At 38.9% G+C, this 15,090-nt stretch carries 11 protein-coding genes and 1 riboswitch; of the genes, 9 read left to right on the forward strand and 2 right to left on the reverse strand.

Annotation, left to right across the window (positions count from 1 at the left end; all coding sequences use genetic code 11):
• Positions 1–6: 6 nt before the first annotated feature.
• Positions 7–103, reverse strand: a riboswitch (TPP riboswitch).
• Between the two features lie 60 nt (positions 104–163).
• Positions 164–928 carry a Uma2 family endonuclease gene (locus tag ACPZ3T_RS20105; protein WP_490271220.1) on the reverse strand — a complete coding sequence of 255 codons (765 nt, stop codon included), beginning with the start codon at positions 926–928 and terminating at the stop codon, positions 164–166.
• Between the two features lie 93 nt (positions 929–1,021).
• Between ACPZ3T_RS20105 and ACPZ3T_RS20110 the strand changes: the two genes are divergently transcribed.
• From ACPZ3T_RS20110 to ACPZ3T_RS20130, 5 genes are all read left to right on the forward strand, one after another.
• Entirely contained in the window at positions 1,022–1,639 is a 618-nt protein-coding gene (locus ACPZ3T_RS20110) for an rRNA large subunit pseudouridine synthase E (protein ID WP_490271221.1), read from the forward strand.
• Between the two features lie 128 nt (positions 1,640–1,767).
• Entirely contained in the window at positions 1,768–3,123 is a 1,356-nt protein-coding gene (locus ACPZ3T_RS20115) for a PAS domain-containing sensor histidine kinase (protein WP_490271222.1), read from the forward strand.
• Between the two features lie 454 nt (positions 3,124–3,577).
• The gene (locus ACPZ3T_RS20120; protein ID WP_490277289.1) at positions 3,578–5,626 is read left to right on the forward strand and encodes a serine/threonine phosphatase; all 2,049 of its coding nucleotides are present in this window, start codon (positions 3,578–3,580) and stop codon (positions 5,624–5,626) included.
• Entirely contained in the window at positions 5,616–5,843 is a 228-nt protein-coding gene (locus ACPZ3T_RS20125) for a hypothetical protein (RefSeq protein ID WP_490271223.1), read from the forward strand. The genes ACPZ3T_RS20120 and ACPZ3T_RS20125 overlap by 11 nt, the downstream gene beginning before the upstream one ends.
• On the forward strand, positions 5,822–7,126 hold the full coding sequence (locus ACPZ3T_RS20130) for a protein kinase domain-containing protein (RefSeq protein ID WP_490271224.1): 1,305 nt from the start codon (positions 5,822–5,824) through the stop codon (positions 7,124–7,126). The genes ACPZ3T_RS20125 and ACPZ3T_RS20130 overlap by 22 nt, the downstream gene beginning before the upstream one ends.
• Before the next feature lie 93 nt (positions 7,127–7,219).
• Here ACPZ3T_RS20130 and ACPZ3T_RS20135 read toward each other — a convergent pair whose 3' ends face one another.
• Complete coding sequence (locus ACPZ3T_RS20135) at positions 7,220–7,438, reverse strand: DUF4327 family protein (protein ID WP_490271225.1); 219 nt, start codon at positions 7,436–7,438, stop codon at positions 7,220–7,222.
• A gap of 718 nt (positions 7,439–8,156) precedes the next feature.
• On the opposite strand from ACPZ3T_RS20135, the gene ACPZ3T_RS20140 reads away from it, so the two are divergent.
• From ACPZ3T_RS20140 to ACPZ3T_RS20155, 4 genes are all read left to right on the forward strand, one after another.
• Positions 8,157–8,543 (forward strand): tetratricopeptide repeat protein, encoded by a 387-nt coding sequence (locus tag ACPZ3T_RS20140; RefSeq protein ID WP_490271226.1) that lies wholly within the window; start codon positions 8,157–8,159, stop codon positions 8,541–8,543.
• Between the two features lie 50 nt (positions 8,544–8,593).
• The gene (locus tag ACPZ3T_RS20145) at positions 8,594–12,451 is read left to right on the forward strand and encodes a glycosyltransferase (RefSeq protein WP_490271227.1); all 3,858 of its coding nucleotides are present in this window, start codon (positions 8,594–8,596) and stop codon (positions 12,449–12,451) included.
• A 38-nt stretch (positions 12,452–12,489) separates the two neighbouring features.
• Positions 12,490–14,115: an O-linked N-acetylglucosamine transferase, SPINDLY family protein gene (locus ACPZ3T_RS20150; protein WP_490277290.1), complete on the forward strand. Its 1,626-nt coding sequence runs from the start codon at positions 12,490–12,492 to the stop codon at positions 14,113–14,115.
• Between the two features lie 281 nt (positions 14,116–14,396).
• Positions 14,397–15,026: a transposase gene (locus ACPZ3T_RS20155; protein WP_490271228.1), complete on the forward strand. Its 630-nt coding sequence runs from the start codon at positions 14,397–14,399 to the stop codon at positions 15,024–15,026.
• Positions 15,027–15,090 lie beyond the last annotated feature (64 nt).

Here is a 15,090-nt window from a genome sequence, read left to right on the forward strand (position 1 = left end):
ATGAAATTCCTCGATAAACAGCTTCCCTTCGCTGGTATTACCCAGACTCAGGTGTTAAGGGTCTAATCTCAGCCTGTTGGTGCAAGCACCCCTAGCATGGATGTAGTGTATCACCTTGTTTATGGGTCAGTGCAAGGAGGTTAACAATTACTAAAATTAGTCTTTAATAATCAGGGTCAATCCCTAACTGGCGTAATTTTTCTGCCAAGCGATCGCCCCGTTGCTGTTCTTGTTCTAGCTGTTGTGTGAGTAATTGCGATCGCTCTTCACTACTCAATAACAGATTCCCCTGTTCATCCCACCAGCGTAACCAAGGGGCTGTCATATTTTGATATTGTCCTTGCCAAATTCCTAATTCCACACCCATTGGGGGAATAGGATAGTGACCTTGTTCATTAGCTGGCAATAGTTCATAGTGACCATCTACTAAATGATAAACTTCCACAGAGGCTTTGTTGACTTCATAAATGGCATAGAACGGCACTCGAATCGCTTGCTCATACACCCAAAATTTGCCAGTCAGAGGTGTTTTGTCTCGCTCCTCTAAGCCACTACCAGAAACAAATTCTATAACAATTAATGGTGCGACGTATTCTTGCCATAAAACATAAGAACGCCGAAACTTACCATTTAATATTGGTGGTACATTGGACACATAAAACCAGTCTGGTGCTTCTGCGCCTCTCTCTGGTGGTTCAGTTAAACGCCAATAAATACCGCAATCTTGTCCAATACAGTATTGATTATCAGGATGTAGTTGCTGCAATACACTGGTAATGGAGTCAGTCAGCAGGATACTTTGAGGATGTTCTTGAAAATTCTTACCTCCGGTACGCTCCGCGAACACAAATGTTCCGTCTGACTCTGGTAACTCAGTATGGTCGGGAAGGTGGGTAATGCCTAGTTCAGAAGGTTTAGTAAGGGTCATAGAACCTTGGCGCAGTTAGAGGCTTAGTTATATTTTAGTCTGAGAATTAAGTAATTGAAGAGACGAGAAAGCAGAAGAGAAAACCTTTGACTAATGACTAATAACGATCGCTATATTATTTTTCATAAACCCTATGGTGTTTTGAGTCAGTTTACTCAGGAAATACCCCAGCAAACTACCCTTAAACAGTATATTGATGTGCCGGATGTCTATCCTGTGGGGCGTTTAGATTGGGATAGTGAAGGCTTACTGTTATTAACAAACAATGGTAAATTGCAACATCGTTTATCGCATCCGCGCTTTGGACATGAGCGAACTTATTGGGTACAGGTAGAGCGGATTCCTGATGTAGATGCTATAACCAAATTACAAACAGGGGTAGAAATTCAAGATTACCGCACACGACCAGCAAAGGTCAGGTTATTGCGGGAAGATCCGCGAGTTGGCGATCGCCAACCACCAATTAGATTTCGTAAAAATGTCCCTACAGCTTGGTTAGAAATGACCTTAACAGAAGGTAAAAATCGGCAAGTACGGCGCATGACTGCGGCGGTAGGGTTTCCGACTTTGCGTTTAGTCAGGGTGAGCATCGCTCATTTACGCTTAGATGGTTTACCTTTGGGTGACTGGCGTGATTTAACTCCATCAGAAGTTAAATTACTGCATGATTTACCAGTCAAACAGGGCAAAAAGCCAGCTAGGTTTAGATAGAAAATATCTCCAGGTGCAGAAAGCATAAAAATATTTTTATTTGCTGATTTTTACCAAAAAAACTCGAAAAGAGTATAATTCTGTTTTTTTATTTCCCTAACTAGCCTTGGAGAATAACTGTAACTCTTATGAGCCTGAATCAGACATCGCTCTGGCATCAAACTCATCAACTCCATATTTTGTCTGCAAATCCCAGTAGCTTGGAACTTTTATCAGAACCAGCTACTAATTTAGAACTGGGAATAGCCGAACAGCTACGCCATACCCAAGCAGAATTACAACGGTATCGGATGCTGTATGACAATCTCCCATATGTGTACTTGAGTTTGGATATAACAGGGTTAATTTTATCTATTAACCAGTTTGGAGCTAGTTGTCTTGGTTACACACCAGAACAATTAATCCAAAAACCGATTTTAAAATTGTTTGCCGAGTCAGAAAAACAAAGGCTGGCTGATCAATTAAAATTTTTATTGACAAATACCTCAGAATATGTACTAAATTGTGGCAATTTTTGTTTAGAAAGTCCCTTAAGCTTAATCAAATGGGTCAAGGTAACACTGCGGTTGATACCTGATTATGAGGTTGATCAGCCAGTAATTATTATGGTTTGTGAAGATATTACTGCTATGGTGCATGGGGAAAAAGTGACCAACACCCCATACCCAATCGAAAATAGAGTGCGGCAACTATCCCTGTCTACCCAGATTGCTAGCGATGAACAACATAATCAAGTATTAATATCAGATCACAAGGAAGAAGGAGAAAGCCTGACTCGGCTGCAAGAAGAATTTATTAGTACAATTTCCCACGAATTACGCACACCCCTAACGAATATGAAAATGGCAATTCAGATGTTGGGAATTGTACTGGATAAAGAACAGCAAGTTTTAGGAGAGGCAGAAAATTCTAAAGCAGCTTGCTATTTTAAAATTTTAAATAATGAGTGCGATCGTGAAATAAATCTGATTAATAATTTTTTAGATTTAAAACGTCTAGAGAACAACTCCCAACCTTGGGTACTGGAAACAATTCAAATTGAGCAGTGGCTCTATCAAGTGGTAGAGAAGTTTCAACAGCGTCATCGTCAGGTTTGTCAGCAAAACTTAACCATCAAGATACCCGACTCTCTCCCCCCTCTACTCTGCAACTCATCTAGTTTAGAACGTATAGTTATAGAATTACTCACTAATGCCTATAAATTCAGTCCGCCAGATGCAGCCATTATCATTTCTGCAAAGCTAAAAGCCAATAACATCCTATTGCAAGTGATTAATTACGGTGTAGACATCCCTAAGACGGAATTAAGCCGCATTTTTGAGAAATTTTATCGCATTCCCACTAACGATCCTGCCAAGCAAGGCGGCACAGGGTTAGGATTAGCATTAGTACAACAACTGATTAAGGAGTTGGGCGGAACAATTACAGTGGATAGTGGGTCAAATCGTACCTGTTTTAGTATTCAACTTGCACTCAAAAGATAAAAATTGGGCATTATTCAGTTATCAGTCACTTGATAACTGATGACTAATTTAACTCCCTTATCTACCTTGTCTCTCCGTTCGCGTAGCGTCCCGCAGGGAAGTTCTGTTGCCTGCGGCAAGCCCTTCGGGTTCAACAGTTCCCTACGGCGGGAAACCCGCCTACAGGACTGTTTCACCGCAAAGCTTCTACGGAGGAAACCTCCGCACCCTACGGGATCTTGCTACAGACTTCTCTCCTTGTCTCCCACTGCCCACTGAAACAATTTCACAAAAATTCCCTTGCCTATGTCGGAAATATTTAGCTAATATGCGTCACAATTAATACTGCCACCAAAATTCACGGGTGAAACCACAATTTTTTTGTAGGTCTACTGTAGGCAGGGGCGGCCAATTGTGGCACTTTGGATATGAGTGGCTAAAAGCACCTTGGAACGGGAATAAAGGAACTTCCACTATGCTGATTTGTCCTCAGTGTCAATTTGAAAACCCTAACGCTAACAAATTCTGTCAAAAATGTGGTGCTTCCTTGTCCCACAAGGTATGTTCTCAATGTAGTACCAATGTTCCTGTTGATGCTCTACAGTGTCATAACTGTGGTGCAGAATGCGGCACAGTTTGGTGGACGATTATCAGGAAGGAAGGAATTGGGGACAGGAAAGAAGTAGAGGAGCAGGCTACCGCAGTGAGCGTGAGCCAAATGGAAAACAAGGAAGCAGAGCCAGAGGAGAATACAGGGGAAGAAATGCCTGATGAGCCATCCCCAATGCCCCATGCCCAATGCCCTATTCCCCCTCAACCAGTTTTATCACCACAATTGTCGGTAGGCTCATATTTAGATCAAGAGCAACGCTATCAGTTTTTGGAATCGCCATCAGTCCAAAATTCTGAACTGTATGCTAGGGTTTTAGACTGCCAACCCTATCAGGTTTCACTAATTGAAACTATATTAGCCAATCAGCGACAGGGCTTGATGCCCCCGGTAGCAGAAGCTAATAGGATTCCCAAAATTGCAGAGCCTTACATTGCCTTACAATCTCGCCATCACTCAGAAATACCCAAGATTCATGATGCTTGGCAGGATGGAGAGGTGCAGGTGGTACTGATTGAAGACCGTTCTGATTGGCCGTGTCTACTGGATTTATGGAAACAGGAAACAACCAGTTCGTTCCAAATTCTACACTGGTGTCATCAAATGGCACATCTGTGGGTTTTACTAGAACCGCTAGATGTTCACTATAGTTTGTTGGATTTGTCGAATCTGCGATTGGATGAAGACCAGTCACTAGGGATACAAAAATTACATCAGAAACCAGTAGAAAATCAGAGGTTGGTTGGATTAGAAGAGGAAGAAGAAGTTTTGGAGCTTTCAGAAGAGCCTGTAACTTTGAAAGCGTTGGGAAAAGTTTGGCAGGAATTATTTAGAAGTTCACAACGCACTCAATTTGGTTCATTAATCCAAGTTTTGGATGATTTAGAGCAGGGGACTATTGAGACGATCGCACAATTGCGATCGCGGTTACAAGAAGTAGCTACAGAATTAGAATTGAGAACATCCCCCAATTTTCCATCAATGCCAGTAGAACCAACGACTTCACCAACGCTCTTACAACTAGATGATTTTGAAGATGATTCTATTAGTAGAGCCGATGACCTCCCGACAGTTGTGTTATCAGTACAGTTAAGCAGCTTAGAAGATGCAGGCTGTACTGATGTCGGTCGTCAACGTCAGCATAATGAAGACTGCTTTGGCATTGCTACTAAAATTGAGAAGGTAGACTCACCCAAAAACCGCTCTGTGCAAGCCCAAGGTTTATATGTTCTCTGCGATGGCATGGGCGGACACGCTGGTGGTGAGGTAGCTAGTAATTTGGCAGTCCAGACGCTACGGCAATATTTTCAACAACACTGGAATACTAATCAACTACCCCCAGAAGAAATCATTCGGGAGGCAGTTTATTTAGCCAATGAGGCAATTTATGAGCAGAATCAGCAAGATGCCCGTTCTGGGGTAGGACGGATGGGTACTACTTTGGTGATGCTGCTGATTCAAGGCACTAAAGCCGCCGTTGCCCATGTGGGAGACAGTCGCCTTTACCGCCTGACACGCAAACAAGGCTTGGAACAATTGACGGTAGACCATGAAGTTGGTCAACGGGAAATTAACAGAGGTGTGGAGGCTAGTATAGCTTATTCCCGTCCTGATGCTTATCAGCTCACCCAAGCTTTAGGTCCTCGTGACGAAACGGCGATTAATCCCGATGTCGAGTTTTTCGATATTAATGAAGATAGTCTGTTTATTTTGGTTTCTGACGGTCTATCAGATAATGACTTACTAGAAACTCATTGGCAGACTCACCTCCAGCCCTTGTTAAGTCTTGCCAATAACTTAGAACAAGGTGTCAGAGCATTAATTGACTTGGCCAACGAATACAACGGCCATGACAATATTACTGCTATACTGATCCGGGCAAAAGTACGTCCAAATGGGGGGAATGGTGAATAGGGGAGACAAGGGAGACAAGGGAGACAAGGAAGACAAGGGAGACAAGGGAGACAAGGAAGAAATTTTACCTCAATTCCCAAGCCAGTCCCCAATCCCCAAGCCCCAATCCCCAATCCCCAATCCCCAATCCCCAATCCCCAGTCCCCAATCCCCAGTCCCCAGTCCCCAGTCCCTAAATCTTATCCAGGTTGTATTGTGGTTACTCTCACCTTGTTAGAACCGCAACAAAAAACACCCCTAAAACAGTGGTGCTTTGAAAATTCTGCCGTGATTCGGATTGGCCGAGCGGCAGATAATCATGTTGTTTTAACTGATAGCTTAGTCTCCCGGCATCATCTTGAAATTCGCCAAGTTAGTTCTGCTAAGAATGGTGGCTCATGGCAAGTCATTAGTAAGGGTACAAATGGTACTTTTCTAGATGGCGTGTTGATTATTCAGAGTTCTTTGCCGAATAACTGCCTGCTACAACTAGCCCAGGGAGGGCCAATCTTACAGATCCAATTGCAGGAAGAGGCAACAGCGAATAATAATTTGCGATCGCCTACGGTGGGGCGTAGCCCATCGCCTACTACTGGTGAGATGCCCTCAAACCAGCCTCCAGCAGTATTTTCTAGTAGTCAATCAACTAGTTCCTCTCCCAGTTGCAACCATGAAGGTAATTCCCCTGGAAATGTATTTTGCGTTCATTGTGGTCAACCTCTGGTTGTACAGCAGACGATTCGCCGCTATCAAGTGTTACGAACCCTAGGACAAGGAGGAATGGGTACTACTTATCTAGCTTGGGATGGAGAGGGCTTGATTGGTGGATCTAAGCAATTATTTGTGTTGAAGCAAATGAACGCTGATATGGCGAAAATTGCTAAAGCTCAGGAGTTGTTTGATCGGGAGGCTAACACCCTCAAATCCCTAAATCATCCGGGAATACCTAAGTATTATGACTTTTTTGTCGAAGGCGGTAAGAAATACTTAGCGATGGAATTAGTTCACGGACAGGATTTGGAAAAACGCATTTATACTACTGGCCCGGTTATCCCCCAGCAAGCGATCGCCTGGATGATCCAAACCTGTGATATCCTTGACTACCTCCACAGTCAAGAACCGCCATTAATTCACCGTGATATTAAACCTGCAAACCTAATGGTGCGGAATGCCAATAATCAAGTAGTTGTGTTGGATTTTGGCGCAGTCAAGGAAATTGGCACAACCCCAGGTACTCGCATAGGTGCAGAAGGTTATTGCGCCCCGGAACAAGAACGGGGACAACCTTTGACACAATCTGATTTATATGCGATCGGCCCGACATTGATTTTTCTGCTCACAGGCGAAAATCCTTTTAAGTTTTATCGCCAAAAAGGCCGGGGTTTCCGCTTCGATGTCAGCAAAATTCCGACTGTCACACCCCAACTAAGAGATATTATTGAGCGTGTCACAGAACCTTTAGCACGCGATCGCTATCAAACAGCCAAGGAACTAGCCCAAGCATTAGCTAATTGTCAGTGAACGATAGGGCATGGGGCATAGGGCATTGGAGGAAATATTTCTCCGTTGTCTCCCTTGTCTCCCTTGTCTCCCTTGTCCCCCAATTCCCAGTCCCTATTCCTCATCCCACGCTTCAACGGCGAGCAAATCGCCTATTGGGTCTTGCATACTGAAACCAAAGTCTAGGAGTTCCTGTTTCCAATACTGCCAATCGTTACCATAAAGCAGCGCAATTTTCCAAATGCTATCGGTTGGCTTGATAATATTGGATTCAAGGAGTGATTGCACATTACGCTGCAATTTCACCATTGGGTGAATTACTTGCTGAGTCATAACCTCGATTCAATTCAAAAATTTTATTGGGTAAATGCTTAATCAAAACTGCTTTCCGTTTTGCAACTGTCAACAATGCGTAGAGTTTGTTTTTTGGCAAAGCTAGTCTTAACTTTCTTACTATACCATAACAAACTCTACTCATTTGTGATGAGATTCGGTTTTGTACGGTAATTACTCTACAATTACTCTACAAAACTCCAGTCTCACCCAACAGACATGGTGTAATGCTCAACGAAAAAATTAGTCCCCTTGAAGGTTGCAATAACAGCACAAAAGGGTGACAACTTGTGAAATTTTATTTTTTGTATTGAGCAAAATGTGTGCGATTGTTAAAAAGCCCATAAGTTAATGGCTAATTGAAGATGTTGAAACAATACTGACAGAATCATTAGCTCTGTAGGTTCAACCGTTATCTACAATAACGCAAACATCTAGATTTAAAGCAAAGCATTGCAAATCTTAATATAGATTTAATTTTTCTGTAGAGATTAAGCAGACATATTGGGCTTTGTTCATTAACAGTTATCAAGTCACTGATAACTGCTGATTGATTTAAATCTCGTCTGCGGTTGTGCTTTTTCTGCTTGCTTGTCTTAAATCCCTGCTTTAAGGATCAGAAATTTTTAGTTCAGATGTTAGTTTCTGGGTGGTAATGGGTAATCTGTAATCTAGAAGATTGCTGTAACTCAGTATTTACCCTTATCCAGATTCCAACATGGCTAAGTCAGGCGAAGACTATTTAAATGTCCGTAAAAAGCAGATTGAACGCAGAAAAAGACTTTTAACGATAGTTTCAATTTTTTCTTTCTTTGGTTCATTAGGATTTGGAGCTGTTTCAACTGTTCAACGGGCTATTCAGACTCCTCCGCCAGTGACTACAACTACATCTGGTGATTCTTCTTTGCAAGAAAAAGCCAAGGGTTACGAATTAGTTTTACAGCGTGAACCAAATAATCAAACCGCGTTAGAGAAGCTTTCTTTGGTACGCGTACAGTTAAAAGATTTTAAGGGTGCAAGAGAACCGTTGGAAAAACTGGTGAAGCTGCACCCTGATAGAAAGGATTATAAAATTATTTTAGAGGATATAAAAAAACGCGAATAAAATAATTAAATTTTAGAGAGATTTTAAATATTCAAAAGGGAGATTATTGTATGCCAAGCCTTTCTGTCTGTATGATGGTGCAGAATTCCGAGAAAACATTAAAAATAGCGATTGAATCTCTTCAGAGTATTTATGATGAACTAATTATTGTTGATGGAGGAAGTCAGGATTCGACCTGTGAAATTGCACTAAAATATGGAGCTAAAGTAATAAGCTCTCCTTGGTGTGGTAATCATTCTCAACAACGTAATATATATTTGAAATACATCAAAACAGATTGGGTTTTTGTACTTGATTCTGATGAATTTATTGATGTTAAATTAGCAGATTTTCTACGTTTAATAAAAGTATATAACGAACCGTTAGATACTGATAATTTTTGGATTCCCCGAAGATGGATTAGTCCTCATCAAATAGATCAGTATATTGTAAGCTGTCCTCATTATCCTGATTACCAGCGTAGACTATTTAAATATAATGAAAATATTTATTACCAAGGAAAAATACATGAAACTATTTTTAATTTAGATAATAATGGAAAAAATTTATCTACTGCTTTAAATATATATCATTTGGATCTATTTATTAATAGTGAAGATGTTCGCCAGGAGAAAGTTCGCAAATATTCACAGTCCAACCCAATAGATGGTGCATCTAACTACTACTTACCTAAACAGGAAGAGATAAAGTTACAAAAAATAGACTATCAAGAAATAACATCTATAGTCAGAAATTTGGTTTCTAACCTACCTAATGTTAATCTCGAAATATCAGAGTTAAATTATTTGATTCCAGCAGAGATTAAAAATGATGAATTCTATTACACAATTTTAGAAATTGTTCAACAAGAAGATGTAAAAACGGTTCTAGAAATTGGCTCATCTTCAGGTGCAGGAAGTACCGAAGCTTTAGTAAAAGGTCTTCGCCTTAATCCAAACCAAGCCAAGTTATTCTGTTTAGAAGTATCAGAAGCTAGATTTCATGAATTAGCCAAAACATATGCAGATGATTTATTTGTAAATTGTTATAATATGTCATCTGTTCCTGCTAGTAATTTCCCTAGCAAAGAAGATATTATGGATTTTTACAATACAAAAAAAACGAGTCTAAATTTCTATCCTATTGACCTGATTATTGGCTGGTTAGAGCAGGATATAGAATATATAAAAAAATCTGGAGTATATGAAGAAGGTATTCAAAAGATCAAACAAGAAAATCAAACAGATTTCTTTGATTTAGTTTTAATAGATGGTTCTGAATTTACTGGTATTGCTGAGTTAAATGCAACTTATGGTGCTAAATATATTTGCTTAGATGATATTAATACATTTAAGAATTATTCTAATTTTTATAAATTACTACATGATGAACAATATAATTTAATTGCATCAAATACCAATTTGCGTAATGGTTATGCCATATTTAAACGCATATCATTTAAACCAATTACAGCTAATAATAAAACTGCAAATTTACCGATTAATTTTTTCACTATTGTTCTGAATGGACAACCGTTTATCCGTTATCACATCGACATTTTTAAACAGCTACCTTTTAAATGGCATTGGCATATTATTGAAGGTGTAGCAGATTTAAAACATGACACTAGTTGGAGTGTGCAATTAGGTGGGCATATTACTGATGAAGTTCATAGAAATGGACGTAGTTGTGACGGAACTACAGAATATATAGATGAATTAGTACAACTCTATGCAGAAAATATCACCGTTTATCGTCAACCAGAGGGTGTTTTTTGGGATGGAAAACGGGAAATGGTGAATGCGCCACTCGCAAATATTCAAGAAGAATGTTTATTATGGCAGATAGATGTAGATGAACTATGGACATTAGAACAGATTTGTTGTGCTAGAGAAATGTTCATTAGTAATCCTGATAAAACTGCTGCTTTTTATTGGTGTTGGTATTTTGTCGGTGAACAATTAATTGTTAGCACTCGCAATTGTTATACACAAAATCCTCAGCAAGAGTGGTTAAGAACTTGGCGATTTAAACCGGGATATATTTGGGCTGCACATGAGCCACCTGTGTTAGTAGAACCTTTAGCTAATGGAGAATATAAAAATTTAGCTGCTGAGAATCCTTTTTTACATCAAGAAACGGAAGCACACGGTTTAGTATTTCAACATTTTGCTTATGTCACACAAGAACAATTAAGCTTTAAAGAAAAATACTATGGTTATAAAAATGCTGTTGCACAATGGCGCAATTTGCAAGAACATAAGAAATTTCCAATTTTATTAAAAGAATATTTTCCCTGGGTGTACGATGAAACACAGGTAGATACTGCTCATAGCTGTGGCATAGCTCCAATTGCCCAAAGAGATGAAAACAATAATAATTGGAGATTTCTAGAACCTGAAGAAGTACAGCAGGAAATTACTCAAATTAAAAAGTTTTCACCCCTGATTCTCATTGATGGGATATTTTTCCAACTATATCAAACTGGGATTGCTCGTGTGTGGAAATCTCTCTTAGAAGAATGGTCAAGTACTGAATTTGCTAAACATATTATCGTAATTGATCGCAACAATACAGCACCTAAGATTGCTGGTATTAAGTATTTAAATTTACCCCCTTATAACTACAAAGATATCACTAATGAGCGAGAATTATTACAGCAAGTGTGTGATGCGGAAGGGGCAGACTTATTTATTTCATCTTATTACACAACACCTACTAAAACACCTTCTGTATTCATGGCTTATGATATGATTCCAGAAGTTATGGGATGGAATTTAAGTAGTCCCATGTGGCAGGACAAACAACAAGCTATAAAACACGCATCAGCCTATATAGCTATTTCTAAAAATACAGCATTTGACTTAGTAAAATGCTTTAATCATATATCTTTAGACTCAATTACTGTAGCTTACTGTGGGGTTAGTAAAACTTTTACTCCATCTAAATTTGAAGATATAAGTATTTTTAAGACCAAGTATGGAATTACTAAGCCTTACTTCTTATTGGCTGGTGTTGGTGTTGGATATAAAAATAGTATTCTATTCTTCCAAGCTTTTTCAGAACTTGTTAGTAGTTGCGGTTTTGATATTATTGTGACAGGTAGTGGAGCTTTATTAGAGTCTCAGTTTAGAAATTGTACATTTGGTAGTGTTGTTCATACCTTGCAACTAAGTGACGAAGAATTAGCAACGGCTTACTCTGGTGCTGTGGCTTTAGTTTATCCTTCTAAATATGAAGGTTTTGGAATGCCTATTATTGAAGCAATGGCTTGTGGTTGTCCTGTCATTACTTGTCCTAACGCTTCAATTCCAGAGGTAGCAGGAGACGCAGCAATATATGTCAGTGATAATGATATAGATGGATTAGCAAATGCACTATGTGAAGTACAAAAACCTGCTATTCGTGAGTCATTAATTACTGCTGGTTTAGCGCAAGCCAAAAAGTTTTCTTGGTCGAAAATGGCAGAGATTGTTAGTTCTGCTTTAATTGATGCGACTCTTTTGTCATTAAATTTAAAAGAGATTAATTTAGTTATTTTCCCAGATTGGTCAAAATCAGAAGATTTAATTTGTTTAGAATTAGCGGAAATAATCAAGGTACTAGCAATTCATCCTGATAGTAGCAAGACTGCTTTATTAATTGATACTACTGATATTTCAAGTGAAGATGCAGAGTTATTGTTATCTAGCATAACCATGAATCTTCTCATGGAAGAAGATTTAGATATTACTGATGGGTTAGAAATTTCTTTAGTTGTGAATTTGTCTGATATTCAGTGGCAAGCTTTACTACCTCGCATTCACGGCAGAATTATTCTAGAACATGAAAATAAACAGGCAATTCTACAAGTAAAAGCAGAAAATCTCATATCTTATGAACTTACAAGTTTTAGTCAAGTTCCAGAGAAAGAGTTTTTTTTTACTTAAGTCAGAAACTATACAATGAAGGTCAATGGCAAAAAGCGATCGCCTCATATCAAAAGTTGCTAGAATTGCATGAAGATAGTGCAGATATTTACTGGAATCTCAGCCAGTGTTATAGAAATTTAAACTTGTTAGATGAGTATTTCCAGACTCTACAGCAAGCCATTAAGCTTTACCCTGGGGATGGCAGGTTTCATTTTACATTAATCATTGATTTGCGGCGGAATGGGCGTATTCAAGAAGCTATTGTGAGCGCGGAGCAAGCTTGCCGAGATTTACCTGATGATTATACATTTAAGATTCTTAAATACCTAACAGTTCCTAGTATTTATAACAATCAAGAAGAAATACAATTTTATCGCCAGCGTTTTATTCAAGGACTGCAAAATTTAATTGAAGAAACATCTCTCAAGACTCTTGAAGAAAAACAAAGTGCTTTAGCTGGTATTGGTAGACTAACTAATTTTTATTTATCATATCAAGCACAAAATGATGTAGATTTACAACGCCAATACGGCAAATTAGTATATGACATAATGATGGCTAATTTCCCTCAATGGGTTGTTCCTTTATCTATGCCTAAATTACAACATAACCCAAAAATTCGGGTTGGTTATGTTTCCCATTATCTACATTCTTATAGTGGTACACTATGGTTAACTGGCTGGTTAAAATACTGCGACCATGACAACTTTGAAATTTATTGTTATTACACAGGTAATGAACCAGACGCAGTTACGGAAAAATTTAGAGAATATAGTGATTCCTTTCACCACATTCCATATAATTTACCTGCTGTTTGTCAGCAAATAATTGCAGATGAATTACATATTTTGGTGTATCCAGAAATTGGTATGAATCCCCAAAGTATGCTCATGGGTGCTTTGCGACTTGCACCAGTGCAATGTGTTGCTTGGGGACATCCGGTAACAACTGGTTTATCTAATATTGATTACTTTTTATCTAGCGAGTTAATGGAAGCAGAAAATGCTCAAGAACATTATTCAGAAAAATTAATTCGCTTACCAAATATTGGCGTTTCTTATCCTAAACCTTATATTCCCCCAGTTGTTAAAACTCGTGCTGATTTTGGTTTATCAGATGATGATATTCTTTATTTATGCTGTCAAGCACCGTTTAAATATTTACCACAATACGATTTTATTTTTGCGGAAATAGCGTGTCGTGTACCGCAAGCTAAATTTATATTTTTGCGTGGTACTTTATTGCAAGAACGACTACAAAGAGCTTTTGCTACTTTGGGGCTAAAATTTGAGGATTACTGTGTATTTTTAAGTATTCCTGAAAGATTAGACTATTTGATGATTAACTTACTTTCAGATGTTTATCTAGATACATTTACTTGGTCTGGTGGTAATACTAGCTTAGAAGCGATCGCTTGTAATCTTCCCATAGTAACTTGTCCTGGTGAATTTATGCGGGGTCGTCACTCTGATAGTTTTTTGAAAATGTTGGGAGTGACAGATACTATTGCTCAACATGAAGGGGAATATATTGATATTGCTGTTAAATTAGGGCAAAATCCTGCTTGGCGACGGGAGATTTCAGAACGCATTAGTCAGCGTCATGATAAATTATTTGATGATCAAGTTTGTGTTGCTGGTTTGGAAAAATTTTATAAACAAGTTGTTGAATTAAGTTCGTAGTAAGCACTTCAGTGCTTAGGGCATATTGAGGACTAAAGTCCTCACTACGAACACAGGTTTGTAGTCAGCACTTTAGTGCTTGGGGAATATTGAGGACTAAAGTCCTCACTACGAACACAGGTTTGTAGTCAGCACTTTAGTGCTTGGGGAATATTGAGGACTAAAGTCCTCACTACGAACACAGGTTTGTAGTCCGCACTTCAGTGCTTGGGGGATATTGAGGACTAAAGTCCTCACTACGAGCAAAGGTTTGTAGTCAGCACTTCAGTGCTTCAAAATATATGTATGGATATCGCAAACTCAATCCAAAACAACAAGCTGAACTAGTTGAACACCGCTTGAGTCTCGGTTATCCTGCTCACGCGCCACCACATCCAGTAAAAGATAGACAACTGTATCTGTTGAGTGCGGCTTGTTATGAGCATAAGTGTCATATGCACTCTGAATCTCGTCGTCAGCAATTACTGAATATGATATTTGATAGGTTTGGTGATAGTGGAGATGACAAAGAAAGTGCTGAAGCACTTACTACGAACATAACGATTTGTGCTTGGGTGGTTTTACCAAATCATTATCATTTACTAGTTCAGGTTGTAAATTTTGATGTATTAAGTGAATTATTTCGCCAGATACATGGAATTACTTCACATCAATGGAATGTTGAGGATAATGTAATCAAGCGAAAAATTTGGTATTCTTGGAGCGATCGCGCTATTCGCTCTGAAAGACATTACTATACAACCCTTAACTATATACATTACAACCCAGTCAAACATGGTTTAGTAACATCTCCTTATAACTGGGTGGAAAGTAGTGTTCACTGGTATTTACAAATTTATGGCAGACAATGGTTGCGTGATTGCTGGCTTAAATATCCAGTGCGAGATTATGGTAAAAATTGGGATTTGTAATGTTTGTAGTAAGGGCTTTAGCCCTTAAATGAGGACTAAAGTCCTCACTACGAACCTCCTTATG

The sequence above is a fragment of the Aliinostoc maniaoense genome (assembly GCF_058172895.1).

Bases quoted from the DNA above. Each gene is read 5' to 3' on its own strand.
- ACPZ3T_RS20105 (WP_490271220.1), bottom strand. From the start codon at position 928: ATGACCCTTACTAAACCTTCTGAACTAGGCATTACCCACCTTCCCGAC.
- ACPZ3T_RS20110 (WP_490271221.1), top strand. From the start codon at position 1,022: ATGACTAATAACGATCGCTATATTATTTTTCATAAACCCTATGGTGTT.
- ACPZ3T_RS20115 (WP_490271222.1), top strand. From the start codon at position 1,768: ATGAGCCTGAATCAGACATCGCTCTGGCATCAAACTCATCAACTCCAT.
- ACPZ3T_RS20120 (WP_490277289.1), top strand. From the start codon at position 3,578: ATGCTGATTTGTCCTCAGTGTCAATTTGAAAACCCTAACGCTAACAAA.
- ACPZ3T_RS20125 (WP_490271223.1), top strand. From the start codon at position 5,616: ATGGTGAATAGGGGAGACAAGGGAGACAAGGGAGACAAGGAAGACAAG.
- ACPZ3T_RS20135 (WP_490271225.1), bottom strand. From the start codon at position 7,438: ATGACTCAGCAAGTAATTCACCCAATGGTGAAATTGCAGCGTAATGTG.
- ACPZ3T_RS20140 (WP_490271226.1), top strand. From the start codon at position 8,157: ATGGCTAAGTCAGGCGAAGACTATTTAAATGTCCGTAAAAAGCAGATT.
- ACPZ3T_RS20145 (WP_490271227.1), top strand. From the start codon at position 8,594: ATGCCAAGCCTTTCTGTCTGTATGATGGTGCAGAATTCCGAGAAAACA.
- ACPZ3T_RS20155 (WP_490271228.1), top strand. From the start codon at position 14,397: ATGTATGGATATCGCAAACTCAATCCAAAACAACAAGCTGAACTAGTT.